We start from the raw sequence: 19511 nt of genomic DNA on the forward strand, positions 1-19511 counted from the left end.
GAAAGCCGGGTGGCGGCTTCGCCTTACCCGGCCTACGGGGAGACTCTGTAGGCCCGGTAAGCGCAGCGCCACCGGGCGTTTTCTTACAGCGTATGCTCAGTACGGGCGATAATATCGTCCTGCGCATCCGGCGACAGGGCGGTGAAGAACGCCGAGTAACCCGCGACGCGCACTACCAGGTCGCGGTACTGGTCCGGGTGTTTCTTCGCCTCCAGCAGCGTTTCGCGCGAGACGATGTTGTACTGAATATGCCAGCCCTTATGCACCTCGAAGAAGGTGCGCAGCAGCACCATTAGCTTCTGGCGATCGCTGTCGTTTTCCAGCGTTGACGGATTCAGCTTCTGGTTCAGCAGCACGCCGCCGAGAATCGCCTCGGTAGGCAGTTTACCCACGGAACCGATGACCGCCGTTGGACCAAGGTGGTCGGTTCCGGAAGCCGGGCTGGCCCCTTCCGCCAGCGGGGTATGCGCCTTACGTCCGTCCGGCGTCGCCATCGTCGCCGCGCCAAACGGCACGTTCGCGGAGATGGAAGAGGTGCCCGCGTAGTAGTTACCGCCAATCGGGCCGCGGCCGTAGCGCGGGTTGTGGTACTGCTTCAGCTCTTCAATGTAGGTCTGATAGGCGCGGGTCAGCAGCATATCCACGCTGTCGTCGTCGTTGCCGTACTTCGGCGCGCCGTTGATCAGGCGCTGACGCAGCTGCTCGTGGGTCAGTCCGTCGAAATCATCGGCCAGCGCCGCCGCCAGCTGCTGCTGACCAATGACGCCCTGTTCGAACACCAGCTTCTTCACCGCCGCCAGGCTGTTGCCGAGGTTGGCGATGCCCACCTGCAGGCCGGAGACCCAGTCATACTTCGCGCCGCCCTGCTTGATGCTTTTCGCGCGCTCGATGCAGTCGTCCACCAGCGCCGAGCAGAGAATATCGTGGACGTTCTCCTCCAGCATAGTGTCCACGACGTACTCAATCTCGATGGATTTGCGGGTGTAGTAGCGGATCTGGCTATCCCAGGCTGCCATCACTTCGTCGAAGTTGTCGAAGTTACCGGCGGAGAGGGCTTTCTCCTGCGGCAGGAACACCTTGCCGCTGGTGGCGTCGCGGCCGCCTTCCAGCGCGGCGAGCATCACACGGGCGAAGTTGATAAAGCTCATGCCGGTGCAGCGGTAGCCCCACTTGCCGCCCACCGCGGTTTCGATGCAGCCGATGGCCGCGTAGTCGTAGGCGTCGTCACGCTCAACGCCGAGCTTGATGAATTCCGGAATGACGATTTCATCGTTGTTGAACGCTGGCATCCCGAAGCCGCAGCGGATCACCTGCACGCAGGCGTCGAGGAAGTCGTTGCTCATGCCCGCGTGATAGCGCACGCTCAGGTTCGGCTGGGTGGAGCGCAGGCGACCGCAGGATTCCAGAATCGCGTACGAGAGCGGGTTCACCGCGTCCATCGGCTCACCGTTAACCAGCTTCTGGCCGCCGATGGTGACGTTCTGGTACAGCGGGCTACCGGCGGAAGCCTTCGAGTGCGAGCCGGAGCGGATCTTGTTCACTTCCAGCAATTTCAGCCAGCAGCTGTGCAGCAGCTCGATGGCGTGCTCGCGGTCCAGGCTCTGATTCAGCTCCACGTCGCGGCGGTAGTACGGATAGAGATACTGGTCCATACGCGCGAAGGAGACGGAGTGGCCGTTGGACTCAATCTGCAGGATCAGCTGAATGAAGTAGCACAGCTGCAGCGCCTGCCAGAAGGTTTTTGGCGGCTCGTGGGCGATTACGTCACAGTTTTCCGCCATTGCCAGCAGCTCGTCGCGGCGGCTTACGCGGGTTTCGGTGGAGGCCATTTCACGCGCCAGGTCGGCAAAGCGTTTGATGTGCAGGCTCACCGCTTCCAGCACGATATCAATTGCCTTCAGGAACTGGTCGCCGTGCAGGTCTTCCAGCACCGTCAGGTTGATGCGCGAGCGGCGCTCGGCCACTTTGGCGCGCAGGCCGTCGAGACCTTTCTCCAGCACCAGAGGGAAGTTCACCGCCAGGTGCGCGTCGCCGGAGGTCATGTTGCCTTCGGCTTTGATGATGCCGGTTTCCAGCAGGCCTTTCTGCTCGTCGGTGAACATGCCGTAGCAGCGGTCCTGCACCGTCTGGCCGCGCCACCACGGGCAGATTTCATGCAGCACGCGCTTGTTCTCTTCGCTCACCGCAAAGCCCGCGCCCGGACGGTCCGCCAGGTCGTCAATCTCTTTCTCAATCCAGGAGACGGTGTATTCCGGGAAGATCGGTGCGGCGCGCACTTCGCTGGCCTGGTTACCGATGATCAGCTCGTCGTGCTTGATCCAGATGGTACGCTCGGCCAGGTGATGCGCCAGCGCCAGGGCGCGGCGCACCGGGATCGGCTTGTCCATGTGCTGCTGGTACATTTCGGTGTAATGCTGGGCGCGCTCGGTACAGACCGGCGGCTTCACGATATGCACCAGGGCCGTTTTGTGCGCCTTAATGCGCTCGCTGAGGGTGTTGAGATTCAGGGTGGTCATAAGTTTATCCTCGTAAGGTCGCGGTTAACCCTTTCTGGCAGGCGTACTGCTGTGCGAAGTCCAGCAGGGCAGGGTTATCCAGCGGTTTGTCAGGGGCAGAGTAGGGTTGGCCGAGCAGGGTGTATTTGTTCATGCCCAGCGTGTGATACGGCAGAAAATGAATATCGTCGACGCCGAGTTCATCGGCAGCGAAGTTGGTAATGGCGGTGATGGAGGCTTCATCCGCGTTGAAGCCCTGGATCAGCGGCACGCGGATGGTGATCGTTTTCCCGGCGGCGGCCAGGCGTTTCAGGTTGTCCAGGATGCGCTTAGCCGAACCGTCCGTCCACTGCTTGAAAACGTCTCCGTCGACGTGCTTCAGGTCGGCGAGGAACAGATCGACGTACGGTAATGACGGCTCGATATACTGCCACGGCACGTGAAGGCAGGTTTCGACGGCGGTGTGGATACCCTGGTCGTGGCTGGCTTTAAACAGCGCGTGCGCCAGCTCCGGGTTCATAAACGGTTCGCCGCCGGAGAGGGTGATCCCGCCGCCGCTGCGGTCGTAAAAGGGTTTATCGCGCAGTACGGTCGCCATGATCTCCTCGACCTGCTTTTCTTCACCGCAAACGGTCAGCGCCTGCGTCGGGCAGCAGTCGGTGAGGGCATCAAGCGTCTCTTCACTTAATTTCTCACGATGAATGACCATCCCGTTCAGCGCGCGTTCGATACAGCCCGGTGCCGCCTGCTGGCACAGGTCGCAGCCGTCCAGGCACAGACGCGCATCAAACAGCACGTCCCGGCTGCGGGAGCGGCTTTCCGGGTTCTGGCACCAGCGACAGCCCAGCGAGCAGCCTTTCAGGAACACCACGGTACGAATTCCGGGGCCGTCGTGGGTAGAGTAACGCTGAATATTGAAGATCATGTTTCTCGCCTCTTATCTTGCATATGAAGATTAAATTACTTTCGAATGAAAGTTATCTTGATGCAGGTCAACTCTTGAGCAGGTTTTGTCGTGATAGGGTAAGTGCAGGCTAATTTTGAGGGTGACATCATGGAACTTTATCTCGACACATCTGACGTTGCGGCAGTCAAAAAGCTGGCGCGTATCTTCCCGCTGGCGGGCGTGACCACCAACCCAAGCATCGTTGCGGCCGGTAAAACGCCGCTCGACGAACTGCTGCCCGCGTTGCACGACGCGCTGGGCGGCAAGGGCCGTCTGTTCGCACAGGTGATGGCGACCACCGCCGAAGGGATGGTGGAAGACGCGCGTAAGCTGCGCGCCATCATTAACGATCTGGTGGTGAAAGTGCCGGTGACCGCAGAAGGGCTCGCGGCGATCAAGATGCTGAAGGCGGAAGGGATCCCGACCCTGGGAACGGCGGTCTACGGTGCCGCGCAGGGGATGCTCTCCGCGCTGGCGGGGGCGGAGTATGTGGCGCCTTACGTTAACCGCGTGGACGCGCAGGGCGGGGACGGGATTCAGACCGTAATTGAGCTGCAACAGCTGCTGACGCTGCACGCGCCGCAGTCAAAGGTGCTGGCCGCGAGCTTTAAAACCCCGCGTCAGGCGCTGGACTGCCTGCTGGCAGGCTGCGAGTCCATCACGCTGCCGCTGGACGTGGCGCAGCAGTTTATTACCTCTCCGGCGGTAGACGCAGCGATTGTGAAGTTTGAGCAGGACTGGCAGGGGGCGTTTGGACGGACGTCCATCTGACGCGGTTGCCGGGTGGCGCTGACGCTTACCCGGCCTACGTTCGAGCCGTTGTGGGTCGGGTAAGGCGACGCCGCCACCCGACTTTTTTACTGGCTACACACCTCACACCCCGGGTTACGCATTAGCTTCATCTCGCGGAACTGGCAGGTCATCGCGTCATACATCACGATTTTCCCCGCGGCGGGCGTGCCGTAATTCGTCAGCACCTTGATCGCTTCCATTGCCTGCAGTGAACCAATCACGCCGACGAGCGGCGCCATCACGCCCGCCTCAACGCAGGTCAGCGCATTCTCGCCAAACAGACGGCTCAGGCAGCGGTAGCAGGGTTCACCCTCGGCGTACGTGAAGACGCTGATTTGCCCCTCCATGCGGATCGCCGCCCCGGAAACCAGCGGCGTTTTATGAGCAAAACAGCCCGCGTTGAGCTGATTACGGACGGTGACGTTATCGGTGCAGTCCAGGACCAGATCGTGCCGGGCAATCTGCGCGGAGAGCGCGTCGTCATCCAGCATTGCGTCAATCAGCGTGAACTGAACGTGGGGGTTGATACGCGCCAGCGCAGCCCTGGCGGATTCCACTTTCGGCTGGCCCACCGTCGCGTCGCTGTGCAGTGTCTGGCGCTGCAGGTTGGACACCGATACGGTATCGAAATCCAGCAGCGTCATGCTTCCTACGCCCGCCGCGGCAAGGTACTGCGCGGCGGCGCAGCCCAGTCCGCCCAGCCCGACGACCAGCACGCTGGCCGCCTTGAGCGCTTCCTGACCTTCGAAATCAAACCCGCGCAGCACAATCTGGCGGTTGTAGCGCATCATCTCCGGGTCGCTCAGCTCCACCGTCATGTCAGCCTCCGAACAGGTGGTTAAAGCGCTCGACCTCAACCCATTCGCCGGCTTCCACGTTGCCGCGCTCGCGCTCCAGCACGATGAAGCAGTTGCCCAGACTGAAGGAGCTGAAAATGTGCGAGCCCTGATGTCCGGTGGTGCTCACTTCGAGCTCGCCGTCCGCACCGCGCGCCAGAATGCCGCGCTGGAAATCGAGACGGCCCGGTGATTTTTTCAACCGCGTGGCGGCACGCACGCGCACGCGTTCCGGCAGCGGGCTGGCCTTGTTGCCGGAAAGCTTCGCCAGCAGCGGGATCGCCAGCTGGTAGAAGGTAAGTGCCGCCGAGACCGGGTTACCCGGCAGGCCGCAGAACCAGCTGTGTGGAAGCTTGCCAAACGCGAACGGCTTGCCCGGCTTGATCGCCAGCTTCCAGAAGGCGATTTCGCCCAGCTCTTCAAGAAGGGTTTTGGTGTAATCCGCTTCGCCCACGGAGACGCCGCCGGAGCTGATGACCACGTCGGCGGATTTATCCGCCTCGATAAACGCCGCGCGCAGTTTTTCCGGGTCGTCTGGAATGATGCCGAGGTTAATCACCTCGCAGCCCAGCTGCTCCAGCATCAGGTGCACCGCCAGGCGGTTGGTGTCGTAAATCTGGCCGTCCTGCAGCGGCTGGCCCGGAAGCTGCAGCTCGTCGCCGGTGGAGAAAACGGCGACGCGCACTTTGCGGATAACGTCAACTTCCGCGATGCCGAGCGAGGCCAGCACCGGCAGCTCCGCCACCGTCAGCCTTTGCCCGGCGGCAAAAACGGTCGCGCCGAGGGTGATGTCTTCGCCCGTGCGGCGGATGTTCTGGCCCGCTTTGACGCTGGCGGTAAAACGCACGCCGTCGTCGGTCTGTTCGGTCTCTTCCTGCATGACGACAGCGTCGCAGCCAGCCGGAACTGGCGCGCCGGTCATGATGCGCACGCAGGTGCCCGCAGGCCATTCGCCGCTAAACGGCTGACCCGCAAAGGCTTTACCCGCCACCGGCAGGGCGTTACCCGTCTGGAGATCCGCCAGGCGTACCGCGTAACCGTCCATCGCGGAGTTATCAAACCCCGGCACGTTGAGCGGGGAGACGATATCGCGTGCGGCAATACGGCCAAAACAGCGCACGAGGGGCAGCGTCTCAACGTCATGCAGCGGGGAAACTCGGTCAAGCATCTGCGTGAGTGCCGTCTCAAGCGGCATCAGTCCGGCGGTAAAATCCATGGTGGGCTCCTGCGGAGTAACAACGAAAGCGTCCATTATGGCAGAAAAGTGCGGCTAACTGTATGACCGGAGGGTGTACGCTTTACATCACTGTTACGTCTTTCTATATTCAAAAATCATCTGAAGTTTCGTCGACGATAATGATATTTATAGAAAAAGCCGCAAAACAGGCTAACGGGTGATGCGAATGGTTAAGGCGGTAATCGCAATTCATGGCGGGGCCGGGGCAATCACCCGTGCACAGCTCACTCCTGAGCAGGAAAAGCGCTACATCGACGCGCTGTACGCCATTGTCGAAACGGGCCAGAAAATGCTGGAAGCGGGCGAGAGCGCGCTGGACGTGGTCACCGAGGCGGTACGCCTGCTGGAGGAGTGCCCGTTATTTAATGCGGGGATCGGTTCGGTCTTTACCCGGGATGAAACCCACGAGCTGGATGCCTGCGTCATGGACGGTATCTCCCTGAAAGCGGGGGCCGTGGCAGGCGTCAGCCACCTGCGTAACCCGGTGCTGGCCGCGCGTCTGGTGATGGAAGAGAGCCCGCACGTGCTGCTGACGGGCGCGGGGGCGGAGAGGTTTGCCTTCGAACACGGAATGGAGCCGGTATCGCCCGATCTGTTTTCCACAGAGGCGCGCTATCAGCAGCTGCTGGACGCCCGTTCGGCGGGTATGACGCAGCTTGACCATACTGCGCCGCTGGATGAGCGCAGCAAAATGGGCACGGTCGGCGCGGTGGCGCTCGACAAAGCGGGCAACCTCGCGGCGGCAACCTCCACGGGCGGGATGACCAACAAGCTCCCCGGACGCGTGGGCGACAGCCCGCTGCCGGGCGCCGGCTGCTATGCCAATAACGCGACGGCGGCGGTGTCGTGTACCGGCACCGGGGAAGTGTTTATTCGTGCCCTTGCGGCCTACGACATCACCGCGCTGATGGATTACGGCGGCTTAAGCCTCAGCGAAGCCTGCGAGCGCGTGGTGATGGAGAAACTGCCTGCCCTGGGCGGCGTCGGCGGACTCATTGCTGTGGATCGCGAGGGCAACGTGGCCCTGCCGTTCAACAGTGAAGGCATGTACCGCGCCTGGGGCTATGCCGGCGATGAGCCGAGCACGGGGATCTATCGTGAATAAGGGGGCAGCGCGTGCCGCACAGTGAAGAGCTGGACAACCGCGAAGTGCTGGCTGTCCATCAGCTGAATATTGCGTTTCAGGAAGAGCGGCAGTTCATCCCCGCAGTACAGAATTTATCGTTCACGCTCAGGCGCGGCGAGACGCTGGCGATTGTTGGCGAATCCGGCTCCGGGAAATCGGTCACCGCGCTGGCGCTGATGCGCCTGCTGGAACAGACGGGCGGGCAAATCAGCAGCGAGAAAATGCTGCTGCGCCGCCGTAACCGTCAGGTCATTGATTTAAACGAGCTGAGCGGCGCGCAGATGCAGGGCGTGCGCGGGGCGGACATTGCGATGATCTTCCAGGAGCCGATGACCTCCCTGAACCCGGTGTTCCCGGTCGGGGAGCAAATTGCCGAGTCCATCCGCCTGCATCAGGGGCTAAGCGGTGATGAAGCGCTCAACGAGGCCCGACGCATGCTGGAGCTGGTGCGCATTCCGGAGGCGCAGGCCATCCTGAGCCGCTATCCGCATCAGCTTTCCGGCGGCATGCGCCAGCGGGTGATGATTGCCATGGCGCTCTCCTGCCGTCCAGCTGTGCTAATTGCCGATGAACCAACGACGGCGCTGGACGTGACGATTCAGGCGCAGATCCTGCAGCTCATCAAGGTGCTGCAGCAGGAGATGGAGATGGGGGTGATTTTCATCACCCACGATATGGGCGTGGTCGCCGATATCGCCGATCGGGTGCTGGTGATGCACAAGGGCAGCGCGGTGGAAACCGGCCCGGTTGAACAGATTTTTCACGCGCCCGCGCATCCTTACACCAAAGCGCTGCTGGCGGCGGTTCCGCGCCTGGGGGCGATGAACGGCAGCGATCTGCCGCGTCGTTTTCCGTTGATTTCCCTGGAGGCGTCTGAGCCGCAGGAGGAGGAACGCGAGCAGGACACCGTGGTGCCGGGCAAGCCCATTCTGGAAGTGCGCAATCTGGTCACGCGTTTTCCGCTGCGCAGCGGTGTGTTGAACCGCGTAAAGCGCGAAGTGCACGCGGTGGAAAACGTCAGCTTCGACCTCTGGCCGGGCGAAACGCTGGCGCTGGTAGGGGAGTCCGGCTGCGGTAAATCCACGACCGGGCGCGCGTTGCTCCGTCTGGTGGACGCGCAGGAGGGGAGCATTACCTTTAACGGCGAGCGCATTGATACCCTTCCTGACAGCAGGCTGCAGGCGGTGCGGCGGGATATTCAGTTTATTTTCCAGGATCCGTATGCCTCTCTCGATCCGCGACATACGGTGGGGTATTCGATCATGGAGCCGCTGCGGGTGCATGACCTGCTCGACGGCGAGGCGGCGCAGCGTCGCGTGGCCTGGCTGCTGGAGCGCGTTGGCCTGAAGCCGGAACACGCCTGGCGTTATCCGCACGAGTTTTCCGGCGGGCAGCGGCAGCGTATCTGCATCGCCCGCGCGCTGGCGCTGAACCCAAAAGTGGTGATTGCGGATGAATCCGTCTCGGCGCTGGATGTCTCTATCCGGGCGCAAATCATCAATCTGCTGCTGGATTTACAGCGGGATATGGGGATCGCCTTCCTGTTTATCTCGCACGACATGGCGGTGGTTGAGCGCATCAGCCATCGCGTGGCGGTGATGTTTATGGGGCAAATCGTGGAAATCGGGCCGCGAAGGGCGGTGTTCGAGAACCCACAGCACCCTTATACCCGCAAGCTCATCGCGGCGGTCCCGGTCGCCGATCCGGCGCATCGTCACGGCCAGCGCGTGCTGCTGCAGGATGAAATGCCGAGCAATATTCGTAAACGCGGCGAGGCCGTGGAGCGCGTGGCGCTGCGTGAGGTCGGTCCGGGTCATTTCGTGGCTCCCCCGCGTCAGGACAATGCCTTTTCGCGGTTATAACTTTCAACAGGCAGGAGAACATAATGGTTACATTTGTAGCGCGTAGATGGTTGTTAGCCGCGAGCGTGACGGCAGCCCTGGCCGCTGCCCCCGCGTTCGCTGCCAAAGATGTGGTGGTCGCCGTCGGCTCTAACTTCACCACGCTGGATCCGTATGACGCTAACGACACGCTCTCCCAGGCGGTGGCGAAATCGTTCTACCAGGGCCTGTTTGGCCTGGATAAAGAGATGAAGCTTAAAAACGTGCTGGCGGAGGGGTACACCGTTTCGGATGACGGGCTGGTGTACACCATTAAGCTCAAAACCGGGGTGAAGTTCCAGGACGGCACCGACTTTAATGCGGACGCGGTGAAGGTAAACCTCGATCGCGCCAGCAATCCTGAGAACAGCCTCAAGCGTTATAACCTCTATAAAAACATCGCCAAAACCGAGGTGGTCGACCCGGCGACGGTAAAAATCACCCTGAAAGAGCCGTTCTCCGCGTTTATCAATATCCTGGCGCACCCGGCGACGGCGATGATTTCCCCTGCCGCGCTGAAGAAATACGGCAAGGAGATCGGCTTCCACCCGGTGGGTACCGGCCCGTACGAGCTGGTCACCTGGAACCAGACCGATTTTGTGAAGGTGAAGAAATTCGCGGGATACTGGCAGAAAGGGCTGCCGAAGCTGGACACCATCACCTGGCGTCCTGTAGTGGATAACAACACCCGTGCGGCGATGCTGCAAACCGGCGAGGCGCAGTTTGCCTTCCCGGTCCCGTACGAGCAGGCCGCCATTCTGGAGAAAAACAGCAAGCTGGAGCTGGTCGCCAGCCCGTCAATCATGCAGCGCTACATCAGCATGAACGTCACGCAAAAGCCGTTCGATAATCCGAAGGTGCGCGAAGCCATTAACTATGCCATTAACCGCCAGGCGCTGGTGAAGGTCGCTTTTGCGGGCTATGCCACCCCGGCCACCGGCGTGCTGCCGCCGGCTATCGCGTATGCGCAAAGCTATCAGCCGTGGCCGTACGATCCGGCCAAAGCGCGCGAGCTGCTGAAAGAGGCGGGCTATCCGAACGGCTTTAGCACCACGCTGTGGTCGTCGCATAACCACAGTACCGCCCAGAAGGTGCTGCAGTTTACCCAGCAGCAGCTGGCACAGGTGGGGATTAAGGCGCAGGTTACCGCCATGGATGCCGGACAGCGTGCGGCAGAGGTCGAGGGGAAAGGGCAGAAAGAGAGCGGCGTGCGGATGTTCTACACCGGCTGGTCGGCCTCGACCGGTGAAGCCGACTGGGCGCTGTCGCCGCTGTTTGCCTCGCAGAACTGGCCGCCAACCCTGTTCAATACCGCGTTCTACAGCAATCCGCAGGTGGACAAAGACCTGGCCGATGCGCTGAAAACCACCAAACCGGAGGAGAAAGCACGCCTCTACAAGGACGCGCAGGACATCATCTGGAAAGAGTCGCCGTGGGTGCCGCTGGTGGTGGAGAAACTGGTGTCAGCCCATAACAAAGCGTTGACCGGGTTCTACATCATGCCGGACACGGGCTTTAGCTTTGACGATGCGGATTTAAAATAAACCTCATGCTGAACTATGTTTGTAAACGCCTGCTGGGGCTTATCCCGACGCTGCTGATTGTGGCGGTGCTGGTGTTTTTGTTTGTCCATATGCTGCCGGGCGATCCGGCGCGTCTGGTTGCCGGGCCCGAAGCGGATGCCACGGTCATTGAGCTGGTGCGTAAACAGCTGGGTCTTGACCAGCCGCTGTATATGCAGTTTCTGCACTATATTGGCAACGTTCTGCAGGGTGACTTTGGTATCTCGATGGTGTCGCGTCGACCGGTGTCGGAGGAGATCGCCAGCCGCTTTATGCCCACGTTCTGGTTAACGATAGCCAGCATGAGCTGGGCGGTGGTGTTCGGCCTTGGCGCCGGGATTGTGGCGGCCGTCTGGCGCAACCGCTGGCCGGACAAGCTCGGCATGGCGCTGGCGGTGACCGGCATCTCCTTCCCGGCGTTCGCGCTGGGGATGCTGCTGATGCAGATCTTCTCCGTTGAGCTGGGCTGGCTGCCCACCGTCGGGGCCGATACCTGGAAGCATTACATTCTGCCCTCGATGACGCTGGGGGCTGCCGTGTCGGCGGTGATGGCCCGCTTTACCCGCGCCTCGTTCGTTGACGTGCTGAGCGAAGATTATATTCGCACCGCGCGAGCGAAAGGGGTCAGCGAGAAGTGGGTCATTCTCAAGCACGGGTTCCGCAATGCGATGATCCCGGTGGTGACGATGATGGGGCTGCAGTTTGGCTTCCTGCTGGGCGGCTCTATCGTGGTGGAAAAGGTCTTCAACTGGCCCGGGCTGGGACGTCTGCTGGTCGATTCCGTCGAGATGCGGGACTACCCGGTGATTCAGGCGGAAGTCCTGCTTTTCTCGCTGGAGTTTATTCTTATCAACCTCGTGGTGGACGTGCTCTACGCCGCCATTAACCCGGCCATCAGGTATAAGTAAGATGCGATTGTTGAACTGGCGGCGTCAGGCCGTATTAAACGCCATGCCGGGGCTAAAACCGGACCACATCCGCACCCCGTGGTCTGAATTCTGGCGGCGCTTTCGCCGTCAGCCGGTCGCGATGACGGCGGGGCTGTTCGTGCTGCTGCTGATCGTGGTGGCGATCGTGGCGCCGTGGGTGGCGCCGTTTGATGCGGAAAACTATTTTGACTACGACCGCCTGAACGACGGGCCCTCGATGCTCCACTGGTTCGGCGTGGACTCTCTCGGGCGGGATATCTTTAGCCGGGTGCTGGTGGGGGCGCAGATCTCGCTCGCCGCCGGGGTGTTTGCGGTGCTGATCGGCGCGGCAATCGGGATCGTGCTGGGGCTGGTCGCCGGCTATTACGAAGGCTGGTGGGACCGCATCATCATGCGCATCTGCGACGTGCTGTTTGCCTTCCCCGGCATTCTGCTGGCGATTGCCGTGGTGGCGATCATGGGCAGCGGCATGGCCAACGTCATCATTGCGGTCGCGGTGTTTTCGATTCCGGCCTTTGCCCGCCTGGTGCGCGGCAACACGCTGGTGCTGAAACAGCAGACCTTCATCGAGTCGGCCCGCAGTATGGGGGCCAGCGATGCGACCATTCTCTTCAGCCATATTCTGCCGGGGACGGTGTCGTCCATCGTGGTCTATTTCACCATGCGTATTGGCGTGTCGATTATCTCGGCGGCGAGCCTGTCGTTTCTGGGGCTAGGGGCACAGCCTCCAACGCCGGAGTGGGGCGCGATGCTGAACGAGGCGAGGGCCGATATGGTGATTGCGCCGCACGTGGCAATCTTCCCGAGTCTGGCGATTTTCCTGACCGTGCTGGCGTTTAACCTGCTGGGGGATGGGCTGCGCGACGCGCTGGATCCGAGGATAAAGGGGTAGTGCAGTGAAATGTGCCGGGTGGCGGCTACGCCTTACCCGGCCTACAAAAGCGGAGTGGGGAGATTAAACCCGGCTACCCCACAGGTCATACTCATCCGCGTTTTCAACCTTCACGCGAATAATATCACCCGGCTTAACGTTGGTTTCGCCATTCAGGTACACCGCACCGTCGATTTCAGGGGCGTCCGCCATGCTGCGGCCAATCGCGCCTTCTTCGTCCACCTCGTCGATGATAACCATGATCTCGCGGCCCACTTTTTCCTGCAGACGCTCGGCAGAAATCTGCTGCTGAAGCTGCATGAAGCGGTTCCAGCGCTCCTCTTTCACCTCTTCCGGCACCTGGTCCGCCAGCTCGTTGGCGGTTGCGCCTTCTACCGGGCTGTACTTGAAGCAGCCGACGCGGTCCAGACGCGCTTCTTTCAGGAAGTCGAGCAGCATCTGGAAATCTTCTTCGGTTTCACCCGGGAAGCCGACGATGAAGGTCGAGCGCAGGGTCAGGTCCGGGCAGATCTCACGCCACTGCTTGATGCGCGCCAGCTGACGGTCAACGGAGCCAGGGCGCTTCATCAGCTTCAGGATACGCGGGCTGGCGTGCTGCAGCGGGATGTCCAGGTACGGCAGAATCTTGCCTTCCGCCATCAGTGGGATCACGTCGTCAACGTGCGGGTAAGGGTAAACGTAGTGCAGACGCGTCCAGATACCGAGTTTGGACAGCTGCTCGCACAGGCCGACCATGCTGGTTTTCACCGGCTCGCCGTTGTGGAAACCGGAGCGGTGCTTAACGTCCACGCCGTAAGCTGAGGTGTCCTGGGAGATGACCAGCAGTTCCTTCACGCCCGCATCGGCCAGACGTTTGGCTTCCGCCAGCACTTCGCCGATTGGACGGCTCACCAGATCGCCACGCATGGACGGGATGATGCAGAAGGTGCAGCGGTGGTTGCAGCCTTCGGAAATTTTCAGGTACGCGTAGTGGCGCGGCGTCAGCTTCACGCCCTGTTCCGGCACCAGGCTCAGGAACGGGTTGTGCTTGGGTTTTGGCACGTAGTGATGAACATGTTGCAGCACCTGCTCGTAGCTGTGCGGGCCGGTAATCTCCAGCACCTTCGGGTGCACTTCGCGGATCTGGTCTTCTTTCGCGCCCAGACAGCCGGTCACGATCACTTTGCCGTTTTCGGTCAGCGCTTCACCGATGGCTTCCAGTGACTCCTGAACCGCGCTGTCGATAAAGCCGCAGGTGTTAACGATCACCATATCGGCGTTGTCGTAGCTTGGCACCACGTCATAGCCCTCGGTGCGCAGTTCGGTCAGGATGCGTTCTGAATCCACCAGGTTTTTCGGGCAGCCCAGGGAGACGAAGCCGATTTTCGGCTGGTGCGTAACATTGCTCATAGGTTAAAAATTCATCAATTATGGAGTTATCAGGGCGGGATTTTACAGCGTATCGCGGGGGATTTATACACTCTTTGCAAGGCGGATGCGCCGGGCAGAGGTTGTAACATTGTAAATAATGTTAATCAGTTAATAAAAATTGATCCCAGGCATTAAACTGTACAAAAAATGTACTTATCCTGACTATGCACAATGGCTGACAGAGGAGGAAAGAGCATGACCGTTGACAGACTAAAACGCGATCTGCTGAACAAGCTGATCAACGCCCGAATCGACCTGGCCGCGTACCTGCAGTTGAGGAAGGCAAAAGGGTATATGTCAGTCAGCGAAAGCGAACATCTGCGTGATAACCTGTTTGAACTTTGCAATTTCATGCGTGAAAAAGCACCGGCCCTGCAGGCGAACTACGGCGAAAGTGAAGAAGTCGCGCTGCGCCGCGCCGCCGAGGTGCTCTCCATTGCAGGGGTGTGTCTGATGAACGGACGCCACGACTGCCCGAATTTTATCGCCGTAAACGCGGAGAAGCTTGAAAACTGCCTGACAACGCTCTCTCTATGCATCATGTGCCTGAACGAGCACAAACAGCTTGAACAGCACTGATCCCGGGGGAGGCAACTCCCCCTTCTGCTTAAGCTTTTGTAAAAGTGGTAACGCGCCCGGACGCAGTGGCTAATCTTTAAGCCATATGCCGATAAAGGAGTGCGTTATGCCTCGATCCTCGCTGATTTTCCTGCCTGCGTTATTCATTCCGTTTTCACTTCTTGCTGCGCCAGAGGCGGTGAAGGTCGAGGTGCTGCAAAACAGACTCGATCACCCCTGGTCCCTGGCGTTCCTGCCGGATAATAACGGGCTGCTGGTGACCCTGAAGGGCGGTCAGCTCAAACGCTGGCAGGCCGGAAAAGGGCTCTCCGATCCGATTGTCGGCGTACCGAAGGTCTGGGCAAACGGGCAGGGAGGATTGTTGGATGTGGTGCTGGCGCCGGATTTTGAAACGTCGCGCCGCGTCTGGCTGAGCTACGGCGAGGCCGGGCATGACGGCAAAGCCGGAACGGCGGTGGGCTTTGGCCGCCTGAGCGACGACTATTCCCGCATCGAGGGATTCCAGGTGGCGTTCCGCCAGATGCCGAAACTCTCAACCGGTAACCATTTCGGCGGACGGCTGGTGTTCGACGGCAAAGGCTCCCTCTTTATCGGACTCGGCGAGAATAACCAGCGTCCGACGGCGCAGGATCTGGATAAATTGCAGGGCAAAGTGGTGCGCCTCACCGAAGACGGAAAAGTCCCGCCGGATAACCCCTTTGTGAATACCCCCGGTGCGCGACCTGAAATCTGGTCTTACGGCATCCGCAACCCGCAGGGGATGGCGATGAACCCCTGGAGCGACACGCTGTGGCTCAACGAGCACGGCCCGCGCGGCGGGGATGAGATCAATATCCCGGAGAAGGGTAAGAACTACGGCTGGCCGCTGGCAACGCACGGCATTAACTACAGCGGTCTGAAAATCCCGGAAGCCAAAGGCGAGCACGTTGAGGGCACCGAGAAGCCGCTGTTCGTCTGGAAAGTCTCACCCGCGGTAAGCGGCATGGCGTTCTACAACAGCGACGTCTTCCCGCAGTGGAAAAACAAGCTGTTTATCGGCGCGCTGAAGGAGAAGGACGTGATCGTGCTGAGCGTGGAGGGTAACAAGGTGACAGAGGACGGGCGCATTCTGGGTGACCGGGATCAGCGTATTCGCGATGTGCGGGTGGGGCCGGATGGGTATCTGTATGTCCTGACCGACGAGACGGACGGGCAGCTGTTGAAAGTCAGCCCGTCCGGCGCGTAATCAGGTAACCGGGATCATCACGACGTTACGGTACGCCGGGCGATCGCTCAGCTGTTTAAGCCAGCGCTCCAGGTGCGGGCGCGGCGTCCACTTCAGGCCCATGTTGGTCAGGTTCCAGACGAATGGCGCCACGGCGATATCGCCGGTGCCGAACGCCTCGCCGGAGAACCAGGCGTGCTTCGCCAGCTCGTCATCCATCATCGCAAACAGATTTTCGCAGGCATCCTGCGCGGCGTGAATCGCGGGATAATCGCGTTCCGCTTCCGGCGTGCGGATAAGCCCCATCAGGATCACGCGGTGGGTCGGGGACAGCGTCTGGTTCGCCCAGTCCATCCACTTTTCGCCCTGGGCGCGGCGGGCCGGGTTTTCTACCCACAGGCGGCCCTGACCGTACTGGGCGGCGAGGTAACGCACAATCGTGTTGGACTCCCAAAGCGTCGCGTCCGTTTCATCATCGCGCAGCAGCGGCACCAGGCCATTCGGGTTCATGGCCAGATAGTCGGCCTCCTTGTTCACGCCGAACGCCATGCCTGCCATGATTTGATTGAACGGTAAATCCAGCTCTTCCAGCGTCCAGAGCACTTTCTTAACGTTGGTCGAATTATTCCTGCCCCACAGCGTAATCATATTTACTCCCGATGAGATGTGAATCCGAATCAGCTTTTCGCCATGGTGAGATAAACCTAACAATTACGCAACAGAAGACAAAAAAATCGCCTTAATCAAAGCGTATCTGAATGTTATTGCATAAACTTTAATAACTTTACCCTCGTTGGGTTTCTTTAACGGTTTTAGTGCGCTATTACTCATCGCTTCTTGCGACACGGTGATGTGACGTAATTTTTGAATGGACACTCGGGTGGCATTTATGACGCGTAAAATGACTTCTCTGCGCAGCCTGGCGGCAGGCTCTGCGCTTCTTTTCCTGTTTGCACCAACGCTCTACGCAGCTGAACAGGCTGCGCCCGAAGCGCCGCCTGTGGATGCGCGCGCCTGGATCCTGATGGACTACGCCAGCGGTAAAGTGCTGGCGGAAGGGAATGCGGATGAGAAACTCGATCCGGCAAGCCTGACCAAAATCATGACCAGCTATGTGGTGGGCCAGGCGCTGAAAGCGGGCAAGATCAAGCTGGACGATATGGTGACCATCGGGAAAGACGCCTGGGCGACCGGCAACCCGGCCCTGCGCGGATCTTCCGTGATGTTCCTGAAGCCAGGGGATCAGGTCTCCGTTTCCGATCTGAATAAAGGGGTGATTATTCAGTCAGGAAATGATGCGTGCATCGCGCTGGCCGACTACGTTGCCGGCAGCCAGGATTCTTTCATTGGCTTGATGAATGGTTACGCGCAGAAGCTGGGCTTAACCAACACCACGTTCAAAACGGTTCACGGCCTGGATGCGCCGGGCCAGTTCAGCACCGCGCGCGACATGGCGCTGCTGGGGAAAGCGCTGATCCACGACGTGCCGGATGAATACGCCATCCACAAAGAGAAAGAGTTTACCTTCAACAAAATTCGCCAGCCGAACCGCAACCGCCTGCTGTGGAGCAGCAACGTCAACGTGGACGGGATGAAAACCGGCACCACGGCGGGTGCAGGCTATAACCTGGTGGCCTCCGCGACCCAGGGCGACATGCGCCTGATTTCGGTAGTGCTGGGCACCAAAACCGACCGCATTCGCTTTAACGAATCAGAAAAACTGCTGACCTGGGGCTTCCGCTTTTACGAAACCGTGACGCCGATTAAACCGGATGCCACGTTCGTCAGCCAGCGCGTCTGGTTTGGTGACAAGAGCGAGGTGAACCTGGGCGCGGGTGAGGCGGGCTCGGTAACCATTCCGCGCGGCCAGCTGAAAAACCTGAAGGCCAGCTACACTCTGACCGACCCGCAGCTCACCGCCCCGCTGAAAAAAGGCCAGGTGGTTGGGACGATTGATTTCCAGCTTAACGGTAAGTCGATTGAACAGCGTCCGCTGATTGTGATGGAAGCGGTGGAAGAGGGCGGCTTCTTCAGCCGGATGTGGGATTTCGTGATGATGAAATTCCACGGGTGGTTCGGCAGCTGGTTTAGCTAAGTTTTTGCCGGGTGGCGCTGCGCTTACCCGGCCTACGTTCGAGCCGTTGTAGGCCGGGTAAGGCGAAGCCGCCACCCGGCATAACCTCAATACATCAACTTCACCTGCTGCGCTTTCGCGTGGGCCACAATCTCGTCGTCCGGGCGGCAATCGCTGACGATGGCATCGAACTGCGCCAGCTCGCCCATTCTTGCCGGACGCACCTTACCAAACTTACTGTGATCGACCACCAGCACATGGTACTGCGCGGCGCTTAACGCCCAGTGCTTGACCGGTAATTCTTCCAGGTTAAAGCAGGTTGCCCCCTGACGCACATTGACGCCTGCGGCGGAATAAAACGCGATGTCCGGGCAGAGATTGCTGAGCGTGTCCTGCAGGTTGAGCGGCTTAAAGATCGCGTTGCTGGCGTGAAACTCACCGCCGCAGAGGATCACCCGGCACTCGGGTTTCTCCTGAAGCGCCAGAAAGGTGTTCAGGGAATAACAGACGGCGGTAAACGGAATGCTGCTGTCGATGGCTTCGATAATCCACGGCGTGGTGGTACCGCAGTCAAAAAACAGCGTCTGGTGCGGCTGTACCAGGGAAGCCGCAAGCCGCGCGGCTTTGCGTTTCTCTTCCACCAGGCGCGTCTTCTGGTCGCTGATCAGATAATGGCTGGCGCTACGCGGCTCAAGCACAATGTATCCGCCCAGCAGCACGACGGGCGCGCTCTCGCTGTTCAGATCCCGACGAATGGTCATCTCCGAGACGCCGAGGAGGTTGGCGGCTTCCTTAAGATGCAGCTTATCGCTGCGCTTCAGCGCCTGTAGCAGCTGAGCAATGCGGTCATCGCGACGTGTTTCCATAGTTCCTCGGCATAAAAAAATGAACCCCCGCAGGGCGGGGGGTCAAGTGTAACCTGTCAGGTCGGGGTTAGTCACGTATCCAGCCTTTGCGGATCGGGATGGCGAAAATGGCGCGATAGAGTGAAGAAAGCGCACGGTAGAGCGCTTCCCCGATGAGGCTCCACAGGATAGCCGCGCTCACGCAGCCAATCAGCCCCACCAGGAAGCCGCCCACCATATCCAGCGGCCAGTGGACGCCCAGATACACGCGAGACCAGGCGATGGCCACCGCGACCACCATCAGCACCGCACCCGACCACAGGCGATGCCAGAACAGGAAGGCCAGTGCGAAGGTGAAAATCACCGTACCGTGATCGCTCGGGAAAGAGTCATCCGGCGCATGGTGCAGGAAGGTATAGCCGACGTGATCGACAAACGGACGATCGTGCGGGAACGCATGGCCCAGAATGTAACTTGCCAGGACGCTTACGCCGAGAGCCATCGCCACTTTGATTACAAGCTTGCGCTGCGCTTTCACCTGGCTACGCGGTCCCCACAGCCAGAGGATGGCTGCCAGCGCGGGCACGATACTGATCAGATCTTTTGCCAGAAAGGTGGCGAAGTCGATCATCCACTCGGGCGAGGCCGGGGTGGCGTTGATCAGATAAAACAGCTGATAATTCAGATTCTCTAGCATAGCGTTA

General features: G+C 60.1%; 17 protein-coding genes. 9 read left to right on the forward strand and 8 right to left on the reverse strand.

Annotation, left to right across the window (positions count from 1 at the left end; translation table 11 throughout):
- Positions 1 to 83 precede the first annotated feature (83 nt).
- Entirely contained in the window at positions 84 to 2516 is a 2433-nt protein-coding gene (locus tag L362_RS20040) for a formate C-acetyltransferase/glycerol dehydratase family glycyl radical enzyme (RefSeq protein WP_023343643.1), read from the reverse strand.
- Positions 2517 to 2520: 4 nt separating this feature from the next.
- The gene (locus L362_RS20035) at positions 2521 to 3420 is read right to left on the reverse strand and encodes a glycyl-radical enzyme activating protein (protein ID WP_023343644.1); all 900 of its coding nucleotides are present in this window, start codon (positions 3418 to 3420) and stop codon (positions 2521 to 2523) included.
- A 129-nt stretch (positions 3421 to 3549) separates the two neighbouring features.
- Here L362_RS20035 and fsa point away from each other — a divergent pair, with 129 nt between their 5' ends.
- Positions 3550 to 4212, forward strand: coding sequence for a fructose-6-phosphate aldolase (fsa, locus tag L362_RS20030; RefSeq protein ID WP_008501195.1), 663 nt, complete (start codon positions 3550 to 3552; stop codon positions 4210 to 4212).
- 86 nt (positions 4213 to 4298) lie between these two features.
- Here fsa and moeB read toward each other — a convergent pair whose 3' ends face one another.
- The gene (moeB, locus tag L362_RS20025; protein ID WP_023343645.1) at positions 4299 to 5051 is read right to left on the reverse strand and encodes a molybdopterin-synthase adenylyltransferase MoeB; all 753 of its coding nucleotides are present in this window, start codon (positions 5049 to 5051) and stop codon (positions 4299 to 4301) included.
- A 1-nt stretch (position 5052) separates the two neighbouring features.
- Positions 5053 to 6285 (reverse strand): molybdopterin molybdotransferase MoeA, encoded by a 1233-nt coding sequence (gene moeA / locus L362_RS20020; RefSeq protein ID WP_008501197.1) that lies wholly within the window; start codon positions 6283 to 6285, stop codon positions 5053 to 5055.
- A 187-nt stretch (positions 6286 to 6472) separates the two neighbouring features.
- Here moeA and iaaA point away from each other — a divergent pair, with 187 nt between their 5' ends.
- From iaaA to gsiD, 5 genes are read left to right on the forward strand one after another with little or no spacing between them, the layout of a single operon-like run.
- On the forward strand, positions 6473 to 7411 hold the full coding sequence (gene iaaA, locus L362_RS20015) for a beta-aspartyl-peptidase (RefSeq protein WP_025912889.1): 939 nt from the start codon (positions 6473 to 6475) through the stop codon (positions 7409 to 7411).
- 11 nt (positions 7412 to 7422) lie between these two features.
- On the forward strand, positions 7423 to 9294 hold the full coding sequence (gsiA, locus tag L362_RS20010) for a glutathione ABC transporter ATP-binding protein GsiA (RefSeq protein WP_023343646.1): 1872 nt from the start codon (positions 7423 to 7425) through the stop codon (positions 9292 to 9294).
- Between the two features lie 23 nt (positions 9295 to 9317).
- On the forward strand, positions 9318 to 10856 hold the full coding sequence (gene gsiB, locus L362_RS20005) for a glutathione ABC transporter substrate-binding protein GsiB (protein WP_023343647.1): 1539 nt from the start codon (positions 9318 to 9320) through the stop codon (positions 10854 to 10856).
- Positions 10857 to 10861: 5 nt separating this feature from the next.
- A complete protein-coding gene (gene gsiC, locus L362_RS20000) occupies positions 10862 to 11782 on the forward strand; it encodes a glutathione ABC transporter permease GsiC (RefSeq protein WP_021240949.1) in 921 nt (306 codons plus the stop codon).
- Position 11783: 1 nt separating this feature from the next.
- Positions 11784 to 12695, forward strand: a complete 912-nt coding sequence (gene gsiD, locus L362_RS19995) for a glutathione ABC transporter permease GsiD (RefSeq protein ID WP_021240948.1) — start codon at positions 11784 to 11786, stop codon at positions 12693 to 12695.
- Positions 12696 to 12758: 63 nt separating this feature from the next.
- On the opposite strand, the gene rimO is transcribed toward gsiD, so the two are convergent.
- The gene (gene rimO / locus L362_RS19990) at positions 12759 to 14084 is read right to left on the reverse strand and encodes a 30S ribosomal protein S12 methylthiotransferase RimO (RefSeq protein WP_008501203.1); all 1326 of its coding nucleotides are present in this window, start codon (positions 14082 to 14084) and stop codon (positions 12759 to 12761) included.
- A 216-nt stretch (positions 14085 to 14300) separates the two neighbouring features.
- Here rimO and bssR point away from each other — a divergent pair, with 216 nt between their 5' ends.
- Together bssR and L362_RS19980 are read left to right on the forward strand one after the other, a co-directional pair.
- Complete coding sequence (gene bssR, locus L362_RS19985; protein WP_021240947.1) at positions 14301 to 14684, forward strand: biofilm formation regulator BssR; 384 nt, start codon at positions 14301 to 14303, stop codon at positions 14682 to 14684.
- 106 nt (positions 14685 to 14790) lie between these two features.
- Positions 14791 to 15909, forward strand: a complete 1119-nt coding sequence (locus L362_RS19980) for a PQQ-dependent sugar dehydrogenase (RefSeq protein WP_023343648.1) — start codon at positions 14791 to 14793, stop codon at positions 15907 to 15909.
- Here the strand turns inward: L362_RS19980 and L362_RS19975 are convergent, their stop codons facing one another.
- Positions 15910 to 16536: a glutathione S-transferase family protein gene (locus tag L362_RS19975; RefSeq protein WP_023326978.1), complete on the reverse strand. Its 627-nt coding sequence runs from the start codon at positions 16534 to 16536 to the stop codon at positions 15910 to 15912.
- Positions 16537 to 16777: 241 nt separating this feature from the next.
- Between L362_RS19975 and dacC the strand changes: the two genes are divergently transcribed.
- On the forward strand, positions 16778 to 17983 hold the full coding sequence (gene dacC / locus L362_RS19970) for a serine-type D-Ala-D-Ala carboxypeptidase (RefSeq protein WP_008501207.1): 1206 nt from the start codon (positions 16778 to 16780) through the stop codon (positions 17981 to 17983).
- Between the two features lie 86 nt (positions 17984 to 18069).
- On the opposite strand, the gene deoR is transcribed toward dacC, so the two are convergent.
- Positions 18070 to 18828: a DNA-binding transcriptional repressor DeoR gene (gene deoR / locus L362_RS19965; protein ID WP_023292922.1), complete on the reverse strand. Its 759-nt coding sequence runs from the start codon at positions 18826 to 18828 to the stop codon at positions 18070 to 18072.
- A 67-nt stretch (positions 18829 to 18895) separates the two neighbouring features.
- A complete protein-coding gene (ybjG, locus tag L362_RS19960; RefSeq protein WP_021240944.1) occupies positions 18896 to 19504 on the reverse strand; it encodes an undecaprenyl-diphosphate phosphatase in 609 nt (202 codons plus the stop codon).
- Positions 19505 to 19511 lie beyond the last annotated feature (7 nt).

Origin of the sequence: Enterobacter sp. MGH 16 (assembly GCF_000493175.1) — a bacterium.
Classification (GTDB): Bacteria; Pseudomonadota; Gammaproteobacteria; order Enterobacterales; family Enterobacteriaceae; genus Enterobacter; species Enterobacter roggenkampii.

What these genes read in the sequence shown, in the direction of transcription:
- L362_RS20040 (WP_023343643.1), bottom strand. Translation starts at nt 2,516, where the DNA reads ATGACCACCCTGAATCTCAACACCCTCAGCGAGCGCATTAAGGCGCAC.
- L362_RS20035 (WP_023343644.1), bottom strand. Translation starts at nt 3,420, where the DNA reads ATGATCTTCAATATTCAGCGTTACTCTACCCACGACGGCCCCGGAATT.
- fsa (WP_008501195.1), top strand. Translation starts at nt 3,550, where the DNA reads ATGGAACTTTATCTCGACACATCTGACGTTGCGGCAGTCAAAAAGCTG.
- moeB (WP_023343645.1), bottom strand. Translation starts at nt 5,051, where the DNA reads ATGACGGTGGAGCTGAGCGACCCGGAGATGATGCGCTACAACCGCCAG.
- moeA (WP_008501197.1), bottom strand. Translation starts at nt 6,285, where the DNA reads ATGGATTTTACCGCCGGACTGATGCCGCTTGAGACGGCACTCACGCAG.
- iaaA (WP_025912889.1), top strand. Translation starts at nt 6,473, where the DNA reads ATGGTTAAGGCGGTAATCGCAATTCATGGCGGGGCCGGGGCAATCACC.
- gsiB (WP_023343647.1), top strand. Translation starts at nt 9,318, where the DNA reads ATGGTTACATTTGTAGCGCGTAGATGGTTGTTAGCCGCGAGCGTGACG.
- gsiC (WP_021240949.1), top strand. Translation starts at nt 10,862, where the DNA reads ATGCTGAACTATGTTTGTAAACGCCTGCTGGGGCTTATCCCGACGCTG.
- gsiD (WP_021240948.1), top strand. Translation starts at nt 11,784, where the DNA reads ATGCGATTGTTGAACTGGCGGCGTCAGGCCGTATTAAACGCCATGCCG.
- rimO (WP_008501203.1), bottom strand. Translation starts at nt 14,084, where the DNA reads ATGAGCAATGTTACGCACCAGCCGAAAATCGGCTTCGTCTCCCTGGGC.
- bssR (WP_021240947.1), top strand. Translation starts at nt 14,301, where the DNA reads ATGACCGTTGACAGACTAAAACGCGATCTGCTGAACAAGCTGATCAAC.
- L362_RS19980 (WP_023343648.1), top strand. Translation starts at nt 14,791, where the DNA reads ATGCCTCGATCCTCGCTGATTTTCCTGCCTGCGTTATTCATTCCGTTT.
- L362_RS19975 (WP_023326978.1), bottom strand. Translation starts at nt 16,536, where the DNA reads ATGATTACGCTGTGGGGCAGGAATAATTCGACCAACGTTAAGAAAGTG.
- dacC (WP_008501207.1), top strand. Translation starts at nt 16,778, where the DNA reads ATGACGCGTAAAATGACTTCTCTGCGCAGCCTGGCGGCAGGCTCTGCG.
- deoR (WP_023292922.1), bottom strand. Translation starts at nt 18,828, where the DNA reads ATGGAAACACGTCGCGATGACCGCATTGCTCAGCTGCTACAGGCGCTG.
- ybjG (WP_021240944.1), bottom strand. Translation starts at nt 19,504, where the DNA reads ATGCTAGAGAATCTGAATTATCAGCTGTTTTATCTGATCAACGCCACC.